Origin of the sequence: Bryobacter aggregatus MPL3 (assembly GCF_000702445.1) — a bacterium.
GTDB lineage: Bacteria > Acidobacteriota > Terriglobia > Bryobacterales > Bryobacteraceae > Bryobacter > Bryobacter aggregatus.
Window position 1 is genome coordinate 1,769,494 of the sequence record NZ_JNIF01000003.1, and the last position, 18,383, is coordinate 1,787,876.

Genomic DNA, 18,383 nt, shown 5'->3' on the forward strand with positions numbered 1-18,383 from the left:
GTGCATCCCGGTTCCCGGCAGTCTGAACTCGTTATCATTACCGGCCTGAGCGGATCGGGCAAAGGCACTGTCCTCAAATGCTTTGAGGATATGGGCTATTACGCGGTCGACAATCTGCCGCTCGATCTGTTCCCGAAGTTTGCAGAACTCACCAAGGACGCGCCGAACATCCGGCGCGCCGCCTTGGTGGTGGATATCCGTGAAGGCGAAACGCTCAAACGTTTTCCTGCTCTTTATCAGGAAGTCTCTGCCAAGGTCCCCACCAAGCTCATCTTTCTGGATGCCGACGACAGCACGCTCGTCCGCCGCTTCTCAGAGACCCGCCGTCCCCACCCGCTCGGCAAGAGCCGCTCAGTCCTCAAAAATGTACAGGCCGAACGCGCCCTGCTCGAGGAACTGCGCTCTCTTTCCACCATCGCCCTCAACACCAGTAAATTCAACGGCCATGAGTTGCGCGCCCTCATTGAGGAGCAGTTTCTCAACTCTGATTCCGAACCGCGCCTCGCGATTCATGTTTCGAGCTTCGGTTTTCGCCACGGCATCCAGCAGGATGCGGATCTTGTTTTCGACGTCCGTTTTCTGCCCAATCCCAACTACATCCCCGAATTCAAACCCTTCACCGGCAGGCACCCTAGCGTCGCCCGTTATATTCGCAGCTTCCCGCAAACCCAGGAATTCCTCACCAAGGTCTGCGACATGCTGTCCTACCTGTTGCCGCACTACATCAAAGAAGGTAAAAGCTATCTCACCATTGCTTTTGGCTGCACCGGCGGCCAGCATCGGAGTGTCATGATTGCCGAGGAAGTCTCCAAGCGCCTCAAGCGGGAAGGCTACCCCATCAAAGTCCAGCACCGCGATAGCCCCTCGAAGTCCGGCAAAAAGAGTGTCTAGACAACTCAGCCTCATCTTCCTTCTGGTCTTTGCGGTGCGGCTGACCAACTTCCGCATCCTCTGGATCGAAGAAGCTTATCCGATGACCGCTGCCATCCAGATGCTGCACGGCCGTCTTCCTTATCTCGATTTCTGGTTCGACAAGCCGCCTCTCAGCGCCGTCTTTTATCTGCTTTGGGGCGCTCTACCCGGCTGGCTGCTTCGCTTCGCCGGCTCTGTTTATGTCACTGGTTGTGCGGCGCTTGCCTACCAGTTGGGTGGCCGCTACGCAGCCTGGCTGCTGGCCGTCTACCTTAGTTTCGGTATCCCCTCGGCGGTGATGGCTCTGGCCCCAGACCTGCTGCTTGTCGCCCCCCATCTTGCCGCCATCTGGCTCGCCCAGACGGGACGGCCCTGGCTGGCCGGGCTCAGCTGTGGCCTTGCGCTTTTGATCCACACCAAAGGGGTCTTCGTGCTCCTCGCGGCTTTGCTCTGGTCGCCAAACTGGCGTACTCTCGCCGGCTTTGCTGCCCTCCTGCCCATCCACGCCGTCTTCGGAGCCGCCTACTGGCAACAGGTCTGGTGGTGGGGGAACGTTTACTCGTCCCATACTTTTGTCACCAAACCTGTCCTCGAGTTTGTACGCCGTACCGGCAACTGGATCGGCTTTCAGAGCGCGGCTGTCCTTGCGACCTTTCTCGACTACCGTCGCCTGGACTGGCGCAATTGGGCCTGGCTTGCGATTGCGCTGGTCAGCGTCTGCACCGGTCTGCGCTTCTTTCCGCGCTACTACTTCTTCCTGCTGGTCCCGATTGTCGTTCTTGCCGGACGCAGCCTGGAACAACTGCCTAAAGCCTGGCGCATCGCGAGCCTTGCCCTGCTTCTGATCCCCATCCTTCGCTTCGCCCCCCGCGACATCCAGCTTGCGCGCGGCGATGAGCATTGGGGCGATCTTGCCCTTTTCCACGATAGCCAGGAGATCGCCCAGGTCATTCGCGACCGGGCCAAGCCCGAAGATACCCTCTTTGTCTGGGGCTATCGTCCCGATATCGACGCACTCTCCCGTCTCAAGGGCGGCACACCCTTTCTTGAAAGCCAACCCCTCACCTGCATCTTCGCTGACCGCCACCTCCGCGAATTCAAACCGATGCAGAATCTTGGTTGTGAAGCCCGGGTCCGCGAGCTCGACCGCTACCAGCCCACCTGGATCGTCGATGGGTTAGGCCCTTCAAACCCCCGCTTCCGTGTCGAATCCTACTACTCCCTCCGCGGCTATGAACTCAGCACCCGCACCCCGAGCGCCTATCTCTATCACCTCGTCATCCCCCGCGACCAGCAGCTCGACGCCGCTGTCCGTATTTCTCCCTAGAGACAATTTCGCGAATCGCTGCAATCGGCCTGTCCAAGCACTCTTCACCCGTCAATTTTCTCAACTCCCAACTTACCGCCGCTCCAGCACTGAAATTTGACCCAAAGGATGGTATTGTGAGTACCGGTACTTTGGCGTCTGGGCTAGATGGAAAGCCTGGGCTAAAGCCTCTGCTGCCGTATTGGCAGTTCCATAAAAAAAATCTGAACCATAAATCATGAAATATTTCATTCTCCCTGTACTCACTCTGCTCGCTCTCTTGCCCCAGCATTCTTCTGCTACGCCACTCGCGGGTTCTTTCTACGGAGACACTACGAATGGCCCAGTCTGGAGTGCCAATGACCCGGGTGGAAATGCCGTTCCGTTCAATATCCTCCGTGTGAGCGTCAGCGGATCAGACCCCGAATACGTATACGACTGGGAGTTCACGGCCAACTTTGACGCATATGCATTTTTCTATTTGTCGCTTCCAGATATGAATAACCCTTTGCAGGGTTTATTGACTGTGGTAAATACCGGTATTTATCAAAATGGAACTATGAATCCTGGTGTTGATCTTTACTTCTTGATTTCTGGTTTTCTTAATGAAGAATATGGAGCCTACGGTTTGGAGTTCACTGGCAGCCAGCCGCTTTCCATCACCGACGTGACTCCCTACGATACTTCCGCAGTCCCCGAGCCCTCCACCGCTGCATTGGTCGCTCTCGGAATCGGCGGAGTCCTTTATCGCTTCCGGCGTCGTTAATCTCTCACCAGGTAGGGCTAGACCAAGCTAGCCCCAACCCTAATGCCAGGATCAGCTCAGATCGACGCGGTGCTTCTACTCAAAAAGTAGAAGGGAAAGTCTTATTATCTCGCCTCCTAAAGTATTAAAATTCCATGCCGATGGATATCAGGCGTTTGATCGATAGAAATTCCAGATCTTGCCGCTGCGGCTCTCACTTACTCTGACCATCGACAGAGCTGCCTCACACACCCCAATCCCCGAAAGGCTTTAATCCCTACTCATGAGATCTCTTTTGCTTGCCGCCTTCGCCCTGGCTACATTCCTGCCCCAACAGTCTCCAGCTGAGACGTTGCTTGCCGGAAGCTTCGACGGAAATACGGAGAATGGACCCGTTTTCGGCTCAGATTCGATCCACTTCAACGTGATCAAATTGTTCATCCCAGGCCCTGATGCGTTCTACATTCACGAAGTTACATTTGCTGTAGATTTCATCGGAGTTCTACGTGTGTACACCGCATTCCCAGACCTTACGGATCTGTCGATAAATCATTTCTTTAGCTCCGCTCCGGTGACAGAAATCTGGGGGCTCTCTTCCAATACTCCTCTCTATTTTTTGGTCAGCGGTGTCTCAACTGGCGATTTCGGGAACTATAGCTTTGAGTTCGCCGGCGAGCAGCCTGTCTTCCTCACCGACGTCACTCCCTACGATACTTCCGCAGTTCCCGAGCCCTCCACCGCTGCATTGGTCGCTCTCGGAATCGGCAGTATCCTTTATCGCTTCCGCCGTCGCTAAAGCTCACAGTGTTCCAAGACGCATCTGCTAGCGTCTTGGAACACGCTCCACGGGTTCTGAACCATCCCAAAGCAATAGAATACAAATCGATAAGAAGACTCAGCTCAGATATGCCAGAGCAGATGTGAAAGCTATTCTGTTGCGCCAAAAATAGCAGCCCTTCACATCCGGTAGACAGCATGAGTGCGATTCTCCTCCGCCAAATCCCGGCCGCGACGCCGATGAATCAAATTCTCCTGATCATTGAGCGGTTACATTACAAGTTAATATGTGAAGTTGGTCGCCGACCTAGGGGAATCAAGCCGTGCGTCCGATGGTATGAGATCGGTCGGACTACGTAAAAATACTGAGTCCCATCAAACACACAAGAGACACAAATCATGAAATATCTACTATCGATAGTACTGGCACTGTTTACCCTCATCCCCCAAACCGCTTCAGCCAAGATTTTGGCGGGCGAAATGAAAGGTAGCTTCACCGGAGCCTCCACTTTCGTCAATCCCGAGACCTTCGGAGAGGTTCAGTACCGATTGTTCTCGGTCCTGGCCGAAGGTCCAGAAGGCTCATACGACTACGATTACAGCTATCGAATCGATTCAGTGGTCGGCGTGCGAGTGTATAACGATATGCCTGACTCCTCGGATCTTTCGATCAACTACCAATACGAAATATCGCTAGCCGACGCTGACACGGGCAACGACCCCTACGGATTCCTTTCAGGCGTGCCAATTTACTTCTTATTTCTCCCAAGCGTGCCGGACCAGACGGACTCGTTCTCGATGAAATTCTACGGTTCTAACCCACTAATCATTGCCGAACACCGTTTCGAACCAGCCAGCGATCCTGCTGCTGTCCCCGAACCTGGTACTGTCGCCCTCGTCGCCCTCGGAATCGGTGGAATTCTCTACCGCCGCCGCTAGACATCCTCAACGCTTTCCTGCCGCTGAACCTCAGGTGTTGGGTCTCGAGCAATTCTGGACCTCGCCGCTGTGATGGCTCTCATTCGCTCTGACCCGCAATGGAGCCGGATCGCCCACACTCATCCCGAAAGACGTCAATCTCTATGAGATATCTTTTACTTGCCGCTCTTGCGCTGGCTACATTCCTGCCCCAACAGTCTTCGGCCTCATCGCTAGCCGGAAGTTTCTACGGAAATACGACGAATGGCCCCGTTCTCGGCGCAGATTCGATCCACTACAACATCATCGAGATGTTCATCCCAGGCCCTCAGCCGGGCTACAGCTACGGATTGACATTTGCTACAGATTTCAGCGGAGGTCTTCGTGTGTTCACGGCCTTCCCGGACATTACCGATTGATCAGCCCGTCATCCTCACCGATGTTACTCCCTACGATACTTCCGCAGTCCCCGAACCCTCCACCGTCGCATTCGTCGCTCTCGGCGTAGGCGGAATTCTTTACCGCCTCCGCCGCCGCTAGTCCTTCTGCTGTAGGTGTTCGATCCGCGGTCGCTTATGACAGATCGGGCGCCTACACTCCCAATGAAACATCATTAACTACAAACGATTCACCTTGAATCTATAATCTGCCTCTGTTAGGCTCCTCAGCAGTTGCTCCATAATGTCCTTCCGAGGTGTCTATGCGCGTTCTCAGGAAACTTCTTCTCATCTGGATCGCTGCTCTCCCCGCTCAGGCGCAGACGCTCTATGGATCACTGACTGGAAACGTCACCGACCCCACCGACGCGGCTGTTCCCAACTCCAAGGTCGAAACCCTCAACATCGCTACTGGCATTACCAAGTCGATCCTGACCGACGATCGAGGCGGCTTTCTGATGAGCGATCTCCTGCCTGGCATCTACCGGATCACCGTCACCGCGCCTTCGTTTACCACCCGTATCTTCAACGACGTCAGGATCATCGTCAACAATACCCTCCGCCTCGATGTTTCCGTCTCCGTCTCTCAGATGGCCGAGAGCATTACGATTGGTGCAAATGCGGTCATGCTCCAGTCCGATCGTGCCGACGTCAATAACCAGCTCAGCACCGGACAGATCGCCGACCTCCCGCTGATCAACTCCCAGGGACGCAACTTCCAGGTCCTCTATAAGATCCTCCCCGGTTTCACTCCGCCCGTCGAAGCCCATTCGGATTCCGGCAACCCCCAGCGCTCGATGGTCACCCAGGCCAACGGCATGCCCCAATCGAGCAACGCGACCAAGCTCGATGGGGCGACCATCAGTCACCCCTGGCTGCCCCGTCTGGTCGCCTATGTCCCGCCGGTGGAAGCCATCGAAACGGTCAACATTGTTTCCAACTCCTTCGACGCCGAGCAAGGCATGGCCGGCGGCGCCGCCACCAATGTCATCATCAAGTCCGGCACCAACCAGTTCCACGGCGCGGGTTGGGAATTCCTCACCAACAGCAAACTGAAGGCGCGGAATTATTTCTATTGCCTCTACTCCTGCACTGGCGATCCGAACCGCGCCCCCAAGAATGTGCAGAATCAATTCGGTGCCATGATTGGTGGCCCCATCGTCAAAAACAAACTCTTTTTCTTTGCCGACTGGGAACGCACCACCCGCCGCCAGATTGCCACCGTCCTGCGCACCGTGCCCACCCTTCCTATGCGCAGTGGCGACTACAGCGCCACCGGCACCACCATTTATGACCCTACGACCGGCAACGCCGACGGCACCAATCGCGTCGCCTTTCCCAACAACGTCATCCCCACCAGCCGCATCGACCCGGCGGCGAAGTACATGACCGACCTGATTCCGCAGCCGAACCAGGGGAACATCTTCCCCAATAACTACCTCGCTGTCGGTGGCTATCAGTTCCAGCGCGACAACGTCGATTTCAAGGTCAATTACACGCCCACCGAGAAACTCCAGTTTTTCACCCGCTATAGCTTCTCCCCAAGCGATATCTTCGATCCCCCCTCACTCGGTGGAGCCGGTGGGGATGCTACCAATGGCGGCCAGCCCGGCAATGCTCCCGGCAGGATCCAATCTGCTGCAATCGGTGGCACTTACACGATTTCGCCGCGACTGATTCTGGATGCAGTGGTTGGCTACACCCGGCTCCGTCTCTCCGCCAAGAATGTCGACATCGATAAGAATTATGGCCTGGACGTTCTGAAGATCCCCGGCACCAACGGTAGCGACCCGCTCCAGGGCGGCTATCCCCGCTTCACCATCACCGGCTTCGCCAGCCTCGGCAACCCAAACGTGTCGAACCCCTTCCTCTTCCGCGATAACCAATACGTCACCAACTGGAATCTTGGCTGGGTCAAAGGCGTCCACTCCATCCGCATGGGCTTTGAGTTCAGCCGATTCGACATCAACCACTTCCAGCCGCAGGCGAACTACGGCCCGCGCGGCGGCTTCAATTTTGCCGGTGGCATCACCAGCCGCAATGGAGGGGCATCCAGCACCGCTTACAACAGCTATGCCGATTTCATGCTTGGTCTTCCCTCCGGCATGGGGAAAGATGTGCAATATCTGAACCCCGCCACTGTGCGCATGCCTTCCTACGGCATGTACATCCGGGACGTCTGGCAGGTGACGCGAAAACTCACCATCGACTATGGCATTCGATATGAAATTTATCCCGCGCCTCGTCGCGACCATTGGGACGGCGAACGCTACGATCCCAATACCGACAAGGTCTATCGCGGTGGCTACGATACTGGCCACGGCCAATTTGCTCCCCGGCTCGGCATCGCTTACCGCATGAATGACCGCACGGTGATCCGCCTCGGCGGTGGCATCAGCGTTGATCCCAATACCTTCCGTTACCTGCGCGATGCTTATCCGGCCACTCTTTCGTATCAGACCAGTGGCTCCACCTCGTATGTCCCTGCCGGTTCGCTCCGCACCGGCCTTCCACCTGTCATCGGTCCAGACCTGACTCAATCGGTGTTTACGCTCGCGCCCAATATCGGCACCACTACCTTCCCGCAAAAGTTCAATCGCGGCTACATCGAATCCTGGAACCTCACCCTCCAGCGTGATCTCGGCAAGGCGCTCAATCTTACGGCGAGTTATGTCGGTTCCCGAGGCATCCGGCAAACGGTCCTACAGAACATCAACGCCGCAGGACCCGGTGGGGGCAATCCAGGCCGCGCACTGTATCCGTCCTTCCAACGCATCTCGGACATTCGCTACTTTACGCCCTTCAACACCTCGCAATACAACGGGCTACTGACCTCTGTCACACGGCGCTTCTCGAGCAGTGTTGTCGGTGCTTCCTACACTTGGTCTCGAGCCATTGGTTACGCCGACGATCAGGATGGTGGTCTGAACTTCAACTATGTCCCACTGCTCTATCGCAACAAAGGAGTGCAGGGCTATGACCGGACCCACAACCTGCAACTCTACGGAAACTACGAACTGCCTTTCGGCAAAGGCAAATCCCTGCTGAGCACTGGCATTGGCAGCAAGCTTGCCGGAGGTTGGCAGTTGAACTGGATCTTGAGCCGCACCAGCGGCGTGCCGCTCACCGTCCTCGCGAGTGGCACTTCACTCAATGCCCCCGGCAACACACAGGTGGCCGATCAGATTCTGGGCAATGTCCAGATCTTGGGCGGCCATGGAGTCGGGCAAGCCTACTTCAACCCCAACGCCTTCGCGCCGGTGACGGATGTCCGCTTCGGCAATGTCGGCCGCAATTCGATCCGAGGACCCGGCGTCTTCAATCTCGATAGCGGGCTCTTCCGCAAGTTCACGATCACCGAGCGTGTCGCCCTCCAATTCCGAGCGGAATGTTTCGGCGCGACCAATACGCCGCAGTTCGGCAACCCTGGGTTAAACGTTTCGAACCTCAACCGCAACGCTGATGGCTCCATCCGCGCGCTCAACGGCTTCGGAGAAATCACGACGGCAACCGGGGAAAGACAATTCCGCTTCGCGTTGCGACTCAGCTTCTAAGGTCTGGGGGAGACTTGTGTTGCCCGGTGAGGGAAACTGTTTCCTCCTGTGACCCTGGTGTCCGCCATGCATACCCTCATGGCCGTCCTTCGAAGGCTCATCCTCGGATGGCGTCGAGTACGAATCCTCTTTGAAGCCAGACTCGGTAGCGAAGAAGGAACATCCATGTGTATTTAGCTGAAGATCTCCGAACCCTTCAGGTTCCAGCTTCCGCCCAGCTCTCTGGTGGCAACTGATGCCACCAAAGGCTCAAGTGCCAAGACGAACAACCCGGTTGGGGTGCATGAGCAAATAATGAGGCGCCGCCATACTACACCCATAGCATCTAGTTCTGGTGATGCAACAAACGACATCCACGGGTTCGCCCTTCCTTCCGCTATGTCGAGTCCCAATGCAATATCGCTACGGATGGGGAAGAAATGAAAAATGGGTTGGAATTTTGCCAAGATCCCAGTATGAGTTTGTCCTCAGTCCGGAACCTGATTGCATCGAATTTACTGTCTGGAAACTAGTGGAGTCGATATGTATCGTTTTTCAAGCTGTGTTGGGATGTTGCTGTTGCTCTCGTCATTGGTGCATGCCGAGATCTGCAAGGACGTCATAGATGCGGTGCATGACCCTCGACTGTCTCTCACCTTGCACACCTTGGAAGATCGCTATCTCCCGAATGAAATGGTTCTGTCGCTCCCTACTTGGGAAGAACAATTTCAGAGCAGGATCGAGAGGGCATGTTTTCACGCATGCAGCGGAATGTTCAATCCAATAGCCCGCCAAGATTCCCGCACTATGAGAGATTGCTCTGGTCTGACAGCAAACACTCTTTCGTCTCTGCAGACCGAATGGTCTCAGAAGGCGACAATAAAACTTGAAAGGCGTATCGAGGCGACAAGAACCCGAATCACCGGAATGCCTTGTCTCCTGGTATGCTTCTGGTCCAGGATTGACTGCAGTGAAACTATATTATGGAGATTGACGAATGGTTGACAATAACAAACTCACTCTCTTAGGTGGCCGTGATTTTATGCGTCTGCATCCTGTTGTGGCTCTGCATTACGGTGGTGGTGGTGTTCCCCGGACCATCAAAGGCAATGGAGCAACGGGCCTGGCCAGTGTCGATTCCGCCTGCCGTATCCTGTGGGCCAATGTCAATCCGGTCATCAATTACATGGGCTTGAATCTGGCCCACACCACCATGAGCCGCAAAGCCGTGAGCCTGACTTTGTCCACCGTTGCGCCAGGGGTTCCGATTTTCCATCTCCCCTATAACAACGACCAGAATTTTCGCGTAACGCTCGTGGATCGCCAGGGTGTCGGCAACGTAAACTTCTTCATCACAGAGTTTGTCGACGGCTGTTCTGTCTATATCGAAGGCTCGCGCACAGCCCCCACCGCTTATCACATCAATGCCGTCAGTACGCAGCGGCGAACCAGTTGGAAGCAATTCTATTGGTCCGACGCCCGGAAGCGGCGAGCGGACTGGCGGGCGAAGTACGCGAAAATGGACCATCGTTTTAAGACGGAAGGGAACATTGCGAAATCCGTCATGAACGCTCTACCCGGAACACTACCGCCGCCGACCAAGATCGAGAATCATGACTACATGGGGGACCTTGGGCTGAACCTGGCAGCACTGCAGCATGCCAACAGAGCACCCACCGTCATGATGGGCCAGAGCGTGGATGGTTTCGAATTGATGGCGCAGCAAGGCACGATCTTTGGCGAGCGCAACATCGGCTCGGGAGAATGGAAATTCTATGTCCAGCGCCGGGCCCTCCTGCGTTATCTTCATATCGATATCCATGGAGTGCCGACGCAACTCGGATTCCAATGGATGGTGGTCAACGTAGAACAGTTCTGGCCGACCGCCAAGACAGGACGAATCGTAGTCTGATCTGGCTCCGGTCAGCGGCTTGACTTCTCTGCTCCCAACGAAAAAGCTGCCCCTTCAAAGCGCTTTTTCCCATCCTCTGACAGCACCACAAAGCGGAATTCTCCAGGTCCGAGGTAAAGATTCGCCCGGCAGGAGCGCGGACATTGCCCGTTGCAACTCCAGCCGTTCCACGACTTCACCAGCAAGGTCTCGCCCTGCTTCAGCACCCGGCTCTTTCCCTTTTCCACCTCCTCGCAACTTGCGATCAGGCGCACGTCGGCGTCGGTGGCCGCCCAACTTCCGCTCTCGTGCTTTTCCACCAATACCGCGCGGCGCAGCGCAAGGTCTGGTCCGTGATTCGTCACCGACACCGCGCCCGGCTGGCTCAGGTTCTTCACCACTACATCTGTACTCATGGAAACTCCAACACAGGCCGTCAACAGCAACAACGGACTCACGAGGCAGTTCAGCGTCGAACGTCGAAATTGTCCCATACCCGTGACTCCCTCACATTCGGATTAGTAGATGCTTGTGCGGCCACTTGGTTACAACTGTTGGCCTGCGGTGAGGTGAGGACATTCGCAAAACGGTGGTCGGTGGAGGGGCCGGTGAACACGCGGCTCACGTTCGCGCTCACTCCTCCTGGTATGGCGGTCGCCGTCAGAGATCCGGCGGCGGTCGGTGAAAAACGGTACTGCCAATGCATGTTCCAGTACAGATGCTTGAGCTGATGGAACTTGCCTGCCGGATCGCGCACCAGAAAAATTGTGCAGAAATGAAACTCGAGTTGCACTTCCCGCAGAAAGTTTGGCTTTCCGGTCAGACTATTGGTGACGGAGATCGGGTAAGTCTCGCTCGGCGTGTCTCGAAAGACCACCGAGATCGTCTGGGGAAAGGGACCGGCCCCCACAGGTTTCCGGAGGTCTGCGCTCATTGAATAGAAAATGTCATTGACCGGGCCGACCGTATCGCGGCAGGCCTGGGCCGGACGCGCGGGTGGCCTCGCCCGTTGGTGAAAAGCGCTGCCATCGCCATTGGTTTGACCGCGAAAGTATCCCCAGTTCGTCTCGATCCATTGCGCCTGGATCCATCCGACAAACCAGCCTGCCCGCGCGTCTGTTGGCAATCCCGAGATTTGCACTTTGCCGGTGCACTCGATGATCCGTCCTGGAAAGTTCACACTCGTTGCGTTGACAACAGGGACACCCACCCCGGGCCGGGTCTTCACCACGACCTCCGCCGAATTGGGAACAATTGCGATAGCCATCTGCTCTCCTCGAATCTTCTATTGCTCTGATAGCGGCCAGCACCCGAAAACTGGGCCAGCAGAATCGAATGAATTTCAGTTCTATCCCCGTAACGCTTGTTGGGGGTATCTTTCTTATACTTAGCCCCTACCGAGTTGAGGACCTAGTCCTGTCCATTCAATTCGATCGGAAGCGATGAGAACCCAATCCTGAGCCGTATGACTTGCATCACCACCTCTTTCTCTTTTTTCGTCTTAACTCGAGTACTCTCTGTTCTGATCCTGCTCCGTGCTGGCGAATCCATTGCCTTTGCGACTTCGATCACCTCAGGCGAATGGTTTGAGCCTGCCGCACTCACATCGGCTTCGCCTCCGAATGGCTGCCAGCCTCAGGATCTCACCCGGAATTTGTGTTTGACCAACACCGGAACGCCGGTCAACTTTCTCAGTTCTGTGCCCATGATGAGTGCGCTCGCCGATGAGGCCAACACTCTGATGATTGTAGAGGGTCTCAACGTCACGGAGGTTTTTGCTCCCGCAGCGGCGGAATCCCCTGAGTTTCCCGTCGTGTCTGCAAAAGGGAAGGGAGCTTGTGGCGATAAGACCGAGGCCTGTCTCGCCCCGCCCGATCCCTGGATGGGCGGTTATTTTCTGGACCTCGGGCATCGCACTTTACGCATTGTCCTGACTCTGACTTCAGATGAACTGGGTGTGGTCAAGAACAAATACTAGCGACGTTCCGCCTTGGGGAGTTGGAAGAGCCACATCGTCAGGACATAAGGTAAGGTGAGGGCCGGAATGCCGATGGGAGCCATTGCCGTGTTCAGCGCCGCCTGTACGATGACGGTGAAAATCATTGCGAAGATCGCATAGAAGGTCACGCCGGTTGAGGGCCGATTGAGAACAGCCCCCACTGCGATAGCCGTCAATACCGCGCTGTAGCCGTAAAGCCCGGCGCTGATGGCGCCGCTGTTTGCACCGAATCCAACAGCGACAACTAAGCTCACAATCGCTCCTAGCACCGCAAACACAGCGCTGCGGAACGAGTTGATGGCGATCGCAATGAGGAACAGGACTCCAGTGACGACATTCCCAATCAGGTGGACCTGGGAGATGCTCCTGGCGACGATGTCGAATCCGTCCGACGGCCAGATTGCCGGTGCGTTCGCCGCGCCTTGCATGGGGACCAGCGGGACATTGGCGAACGCAGAGGCTGCCAGCAACAAAAGCTGTGTCGTGAAGATAAAGGGCGCCGTTGATCCCGATACACCCCAGGTCTGGGTGATGTTTGAAATCGCTAGCGTGAGGATAGTGGAGACGGCCGCACCGATGACGAGAAAGACCCACATGGCCGGGTGGCTAACCAGATAAGTGGGAATCGCGGCGCCCACCAGAATTCCGTTGAAACCGAAGAGTCCTTGTTGGATCGAGGCAGGATCGGCGCGCAGCAGAATCGCTACGAACGTGGAAATGACGAGCCCGGCGGCGGCTCCAAACGCCACTTCCAAATTCCCGGCAGCATGGGCGCCCCAGAAAATGGCGGCAAGAATCATCAGGCCTGTCCATGGATTGTCCTGTAGGAACACTTGGCTCGCCCCACGCAGATTTGCGTCGAGGTAGCCGGCCACCTGATTTCTAGCTACCAGATCGTCCCAAACCTTGTTCACTATGCTGTTCCATCCTTTGTCTGTGTGTTCTGGACGACCAACCAGAAAGCCTGGTTGCAGGTGCGCGGTGGGCGACGCTTTCTACTTTATCTTTGTCTGCGAGGAGACTCACAATACGAAACGAAGCAAAAATCCAGCACCGATGGTGCTGGATTAGAGAAAAACGGAATGGACTGCGCTTTACGGCTTGGAGAGCGGAGACAGCGTATCGGGCGGCGGCGCAGGCGCCATCCAATCTGCAATGTAGACATTTCCATCGCGTGTGTAGGCAATGAAACGGCCGTCTGGGGAGAAGCTCGCATCGCCGGCAGACTTGCTTCCGGTTGTGAGCTGCACCAGACCAGACCCGTCCAGGTTCACCAGAAACAGTTCAAAGTGCTCCCCGGCACAATTGGGCAGATTTGATGCGAACACAATGCGCCGGTTGTCCGGTGCCCAGGTCGGATGCAATACGGTGCACCCGAAGCTCGTGATCTGCTTCTCGTCCGAACCTTTGCGGTCCATGACAAAAATCTCGCTCGGCGCCAGATACGCGCGTCCATAGCTCAGTTCTTCCTTCACCAGCTTCTGCAATTCCAGACTGCGTGCGCGATGACTGCGGAAGACGATCCGTTTGCCGTCGTTGGAAAAATTCGGATCGCCATCGTAGCCGGGAGAGTGCGTCAACTGCCGCTTGTTCATCCCGTCGAATTCCATCGTCCAGATCTCCAGATCGCCGCTCGCCTGGCTGGTGTAAACGATCAGCTTCTCGCTCGGGCTGACATCCACTTCGCCGTCGTACCCGGTGGCACTGGCCAAGCGTTGCATCTTGCCCTTATCGGTGTTGAGGAAAATGTTGAAGCTCGCCGGCACGCTGCCCAGTTTGGTTTCTGCACAGGCCTCTCCCGCATCTTGCGTCGAATCGAAAATCCAGATCCGGCTTCGCAGAATGGGGGCTGCGCTGCGCACGCTGCCCTTGCCGCTTGAGGCGAGCTTGCGCTCTTTGGTTCCCTGCTCAATCCAATACGCTTGCGGACACTTGCCCGCTTCGGTAGACACGATCAACAAACGCTGGCCGTCGGTGGACCAGTGCGGCTTACGGCTCACGCCATCCGTGGTCAACGGTTGCACATTGCCTAGAAATTCCGTCTGTATAGGAATCTGCGCGCCAAAGCGCGCCGACTGCTGGGCGACAGCAGCCGTTCCCAACGCCAACATCCAAATCGCAAAGCGCATGGTTACCTCAAAAGATCTTCTAACTGCAATTTGCCTTCGGTCTTTTGGTCGCGATACTTAACGATCACTGGTGTGTAGAGCGAGACTCCCCACTCCTTGCCAATCCCCCGGGCAATCTGACGCGCACCGGCTACCACGACGGCTTCTTCCGGAATCACCAGCGGTTGTTCCTCGGTCGCCACCAACACGCGTTCCTTCACCAGGTCATAAACAGGTGTCGAGCGATTCAGAATCACGCCTGTCCCGAGTACCGCGCGCTTCTTCACCACCGTGCCTTCGTAGACGCCACAATTGCCGCCGACCATCACTTCATCTTCAATAATGACGGGCGAGGCGCCAACGGGTTCCAACACACCGCCAATTTGTGCGGCAGCAGACAGATGGCAGTTCTTGCCCACCTGCGCGCAACTGCCGACCAGGGCATGGCTGTCCACCATGGTCCCGGCATCGACATACGCTCCGGCATTGATGAACATCGGCGGCATACAGATCACACCTGCACCCACAAATGCGCCATCGCGCACACTCGAGCCACCCGGCACCAGCCGCACGCCGCTCTCGATGCTGAACTGCTTCACCGGATAGGTCGCCTTATCGAAATAAGGCTGGCGTTGCAGGTCGATGCTCATGTCCACCATCTGTCCCAGACGGAAGCCGAGCAAAATGCCCTTCTTCACCCAGGCATTGACAGACCAGCCGGTCGCCGAATTCGCATCCGGCTGTGCCGCACGATAGCGGCCATCGTTCAAACCTTCTTTGAACTTCCGGAACAGCGACTGGTGTTCCTCGCGGAGTTCACTCACTGGCAGCGCAAATGCTGCCTCGATTGCTTCCTGCATTAAATCCCCACCTGTGTTCTCACCTGACGAATCTTTTCGAGCGCACCGTCCGACGGAGGCACCAGCGGCAATCGCCAGATCGCCTTGCAAAGCCCCATATCGGCCATCATTGCCTTTACCGGAATCGGATTCGACTCGACAAAGTTGATGTCCATCAGATCCGCAAAGCGTCCCTGGATCGCCCGCGCTGTGGCAAAGTCCTGGTTCAGGCAAGCCTCGGCCAGATTCGCCATCTCGCCCGGAATCTGATTGCCCGCCACTGAGATGATGCCCTTGCCGCCGAGCGCCATCAGCGGAATGGTTGCGATGTCATCGCCACTGAGCACATCAAAGCTCTCTGGCACCTCATGAATGACACGCGCGATCTGCGCAATGTCGCCCGAGGCTTCCTTCACGCCCACAATGTTCTTGATCGCAGCCAATCGCTTGAGCGTTGACGGCTCGACATTCACGCCCGTGCGGCCCTTGACGCTATAAACAATGATCGGAATTTTAACGGCCTTGGCCAGTGCCTTGTAGTGCTGGTACAGGCCTTCCTGCGTCGGCTTGTTGTAGTAAGGCGTTACGCTCAACAGACCATCGACGCCCAGGGCTTCGAGTTCCTTGGCGAGCGAGATGACGTCTGCCGTGTTGTATCCACCTGCTCCCGCCAGCACTGGAACCTGTCCTTTGGCCTCGGCCACGGTCAGTTCCACCACACGCAGATGCTCTTCATGTGTCAGCGTCGGACTTTCGCCCGTCGTGCCGCACGGCACCAGAAAGTGGATGCCAGCTTCAATTTGACGGCGCACAAGCTTTTTCAGCGTGGGCTCGTCGAGACTACCGTTCTTCTGAAAGGGCGTAATTAACGCCGTGCCACAACCTGTAAATATGCTCATGACCTACTTCTGAAACAGGATTTCCCCAAACTCGTAAACACCCGTCCGACCCTGGATCCACTGCGCTGCCTTCAACGCACCGCGTGCGAATCCTTCCCGGCTCCGCGCCGTATGGCGCAGTGTAATCGTATCTGCCGCCGAATCGAAGCCAATCTCGTGCGTCCCCGGAACACTCCCGGCGCGATTGGAGCTTTCACTCACCTCACGCGTATAGCCGCCCCGGCGCATCTGTTCGACAGCCATCTTCAAGGTACCGCTTGGCGCATCCTTCTTTGCAGAGTGGTGAATTTCCCAGGCCCAGGCGCCATACTCCGGAAACTCTTCCATCTGTGCGCTCAACTGCTTGACGGCGGCAAAGAACAGGTTCACGCCAATCGAAAAGTTCGGGCTCCAAACCAGCGCACCCTTCTTTGCTTGTACGGCTTCGGTCACGCTGGGCAGCTCCTCGAGCCAACCCGTCGAACCCACCACAGTCGGCACACCGAGTTCCTGGAGTTTCAGGATGTTCGGTACTGCCGTATGCGGCGTCGTGAACTCAATGGCGACATCGATTCCCTGAAAATGCTCGGGCGTCATTAGCGCCTGGCCGGCATTGTTGAACTCATCGAGCTTCAACACCACCTCGCCGCCATACTCGCCGGCAAGACTCTCAATCATCTTGCCCATCTTGCCGTATCCAACCATCGCGATTTTCATCCGAACACCTCCGGATCCACATCGGTAAAGAACTCCCGATGCAGACATTCCACGGCTTCACGCAGATCGCTCTGCGCCACAACTACACTCAAGTTTCGCAGGCTCGCGCCCTGGCTGATCATCCGTACATTGACGTTCTCCAGCGCGCGGAACACCCGGTGCGCCACGCCCGACTGCCAGCGGATGTTGTCACCCACCAGACACACGATCGCCTTGTCCTGCTCGCTTTCCACTTCCGCAAACTCTTCCAGCTCACGGCGAATCGTATCGAGGCGGCTGGCATTGTCGATCGTCAGCGACACACTCACTTCGCTGGTGGCAATCATATCCACTGAGGTCTCGTAGCGATCGAAGATCTCAAAGATGCGCTTCAAAAAGCCATGCGCCATCAGCATGCGCGTAGACTGGATGTTCACCAGCGTAATGCTCTTCTTGCAGGCAATCGACTTAGCGACCGCCTTCGACTTCGGGCCTTCCGCCGTAATGCGAGTCCCGGCCACCTCAGGCCGCCGCGAATTCAGAATCAACACCGGAATGTTCTTCTCAATCGCAGGCACTACTGTGGAAGGATGCAGTACTTTTGCGCCAAAGTACGCCAGTTCGGCTGCTTCGGCAAAGCTGATCGACTTGACGCGGCGTCCTCCCGGCAATACGGTGGGGTCGCAGGTCAACATGCCGTCGACATCGGTCCAGATCTGAATCTCTTCCGCGCCCACGCCCGCGCCGACAATGCTCGCCGTAAAGTCGCTGCCACCACGGCCGAGTGTACTCGTGACGCCGTTTAGGGTTGCGCCAATAAATCCGCCCATCACGCTGATCTCGCCCCATTCAATCTTCTGCAGCCGTTCATTGGTCTCTGCATAGAAGGGAGCCGCCTGCGTGTGCCGTTCATCGGTTACCACCACCGTGCGGCTATCGATATGCTTTGCACCCAAGACTAACGCAACGATGCGGCTGGACAAGCGTTCGCCAAAGCTCGAAATCGCATCAATGCTGCGTGGCGTGAGTTCTCCCAAGATGGCTAAACCCCGAACCAGTTCGGTGAGTTCCTGGAAATGTTCTTCAATCAGCTCAGATGCGCCAAATCTGTCGGCTTCTGCGTGGTGATAGGCCCGCAGCGTTTCTACTTTTTCCAGCGCCTCGTTGCGCTGCCCATTCACGGCCAGTTGCGCAGCCTCAAGCAGCCGGTTGGTTGTCTTGCCCATGGCCGAAACGACAACAATCGGCCGCTGGGCAATCCGCGACCGGACAATGCCCGCCAAACGTTCCATCGCGGCGGCCGATTCTACGCTCGTGCCGCCGAACTTCATGACAATCATGGGA

18 protein-coding genes are annotated in these 18,383 nt (G+C 56.4%); 10 read left to right on the top strand and 8 right to left on the bottom strand.

Annotation, left to right across the window (positions count from 1 at the left end; genetic code table 11):
- The 9 genes from rapZ (at position 1) to M017_RS0108450 (ending at position 10,540) form a co-directional block, all read left to right on the top strand.
- Positions 1 to 891 (top strand): RNase adapter RapZ, encoded by an 891-nt coding sequence (gene rapZ / locus M017_RS0108410; protein WP_238325841.1) that lies wholly within the window; start codon positions 1 to 3, stop codon positions 889 to 891.
- Positions 884 to 2,239, top strand: coding sequence for an ArnT family glycosyltransferase (locus M017_RS0108415; protein WP_031497297.1), 1,356 nt, complete (start codon positions 884 to 886; stop codon positions 2,237 to 2,239). Before rapZ ends, M017_RS0108415 begins: the two co-directional genes overlap by 8 nt.
- A gap of 217 nt (positions 2,240 to 2,456) precedes the next feature.
- Positions 2,457 to 2,984, top strand: a complete 528-nt coding sequence (locus M017_RS0108420; protein WP_031497299.1) for a PEP-CTERM sorting domain-containing protein — start codon at positions 2,457 to 2,459, stop codon at positions 2,982 to 2,984.
- Between the two features lie 262 nt (positions 2,985 to 3,246).
- On the top strand, positions 3,247 to 3,759 hold the full coding sequence (locus M017_RS0108425; RefSeq protein WP_080507577.1) for a PEP-CTERM sorting domain-containing protein: 513 nt from the start codon (positions 3,247 to 3,249) through the stop codon (positions 3,757 to 3,759).
- A 380-nt stretch (positions 3,760 to 4,139) separates the two neighbouring features.
- The gene (locus tag M017_RS0108430) at positions 4,140 to 4,679 is read left to right on the top strand and encodes a PEP-CTERM sorting domain-containing protein (protein WP_031497303.1); all 540 of its coding nucleotides are present in this window, start codon (positions 4,140 to 4,142) and stop codon (positions 4,677 to 4,679) included.
- 143 nt (positions 4,680 to 4,822) lie between these two features.
- Positions 4,823 to 5,077, top strand: a complete 255-nt coding sequence (locus tag M017_RS29665; protein ID WP_031497305.1) for a hypothetical protein — start codon at positions 4,823 to 4,825, stop codon at positions 5,075 to 5,077.
- Positions 5,043 to 5,198, top strand: a complete 156-nt coding sequence (locus M017_RS30655) for a PEP-CTERM sorting domain-containing protein (protein WP_162179862.1) — start codon at positions 5,043 to 5,045, stop codon at positions 5,196 to 5,198. The genes M017_RS29665 and M017_RS30655 overlap by 35 nt, the downstream gene beginning before the upstream one ends.
- 160 nt (positions 5,199 to 5,358) lie before the next feature.
- Entirely contained in the window at positions 5,359 to 8,649 is a 3,291-nt protein-coding gene (locus tag M017_RS0108440; RefSeq protein WP_035957734.1) for a TonB-dependent receptor, read from the top strand.
- A 976-nt stretch (positions 8,650 to 9,625) separates the two neighbouring features.
- A complete protein-coding gene (locus tag M017_RS0108450; RefSeq protein ID WP_031497308.1) occupies positions 9,626 to 10,540 on the top strand; it encodes a hypothetical protein in 915 nt (304 codons plus the stop codon).
- Between the two features lie 11 nt (positions 10,541 to 10,551).
- On the opposite strand, the gene M017_RS0108455 is transcribed toward M017_RS0108450, so the two are convergent.
- Positions 10,552 to 10,935, bottom strand: a complete 384-nt coding sequence (locus M017_RS0108455; protein ID WP_031497310.1) for a hypothetical protein — start codon at positions 10,933 to 10,935, stop codon at positions 10,552 to 10,554.
- 50 nt (positions 10,936 to 10,985) lie between these two features.
- Complete coding sequence (locus tag M017_RS0108460; protein WP_031497312.1) at positions 10,986 to 11,786, bottom strand: hypothetical protein; 801 nt, start codon at positions 11,784 to 11,786, stop codon at positions 10,986 to 10,988.
- Between the two features lie 198 nt (positions 11,787 to 11,984).
- Here M017_RS0108460 and M017_RS0108465 point away from each other — a divergent pair, with 198 nt between their 5' ends.
- Positions 11,985 to 12,497 carry a hypothetical protein gene (locus tag M017_RS0108465; RefSeq protein ID WP_031497315.1) on the top strand — a complete coding sequence of 171 codons (513 nt, stop codon included), beginning with the start codon at positions 11,985 to 11,987 and terminating at the stop codon, positions 12,495 to 12,497.
- Here the strand turns inward: M017_RS0108465 and yut are convergent.
- From yut to lysC, 6 genes are all read right to left on the bottom strand, one after another.
- The gene (gene yut, locus M017_RS0108470; protein ID WP_202901629.1) at positions 12,494 to 13,432 is read right to left on the bottom strand and encodes an urea transporter; all 939 of its coding nucleotides are present in this window, start codon (positions 13,430 to 13,432) and stop codon (positions 12,494 to 12,496) included. The genes M017_RS0108465 and yut overlap by 4 nt on opposite strands.
- A gap of 180 nt (positions 13,433 to 13,612) precedes the next feature.
- Entirely contained in the window at positions 13,613 to 14,647 is a 1,035-nt protein-coding gene (locus tag M017_RS0108475) for a TolB family protein (RefSeq protein ID WP_031497319.1), read from the bottom strand.
- Between the two features lie 2 nt (positions 14,648 to 14,649).
- Positions 14,650 to 15,486, bottom strand: coding sequence for a 2,3,4,5-tetrahydropyridine-2,6-dicarboxylate N-succinyltransferase (locus M017_RS0108480; protein ID WP_031497321.1), 837 nt, complete (start codon positions 15,484 to 15,486; stop codon positions 14,650 to 14,652).
- Positions 15,486 to 16,364 (bottom strand): 4-hydroxy-tetrahydrodipicolinate synthase, encoded by an 879-nt coding sequence (dapA, locus tag M017_RS0108485; RefSeq protein WP_031497324.1) that lies wholly within the window; start codon positions 16,362 to 16,364, stop codon positions 15,486 to 15,488. Before dapA ends, M017_RS0108480 begins: the two co-directional genes overlap by 1 nt.
- A 3-nt stretch (positions 16,365 to 16,367) precedes the next feature.
- Entirely contained in the window at positions 16,368 to 17,060 is a 693-nt protein-coding gene (locus M017_RS0108490; protein WP_031497326.1) for a 4-hydroxy-tetrahydrodipicolinate reductase, read from the bottom strand.
- Complete coding sequence (gene lysC / locus M017_RS0108495; protein ID WP_031497328.1) at positions 17,057 to 18,379, bottom strand: lysine-sensitive aspartokinase 3; 1,323 nt, start codon at positions 18,377 to 18,379, stop codon at positions 17,057 to 17,059. The genes M017_RS0108490 and lysC overlap by 4 nt, the downstream gene beginning before the upstream one ends.
- Positions 18,380 to 18,383 lie beyond the last annotated feature (4 nt).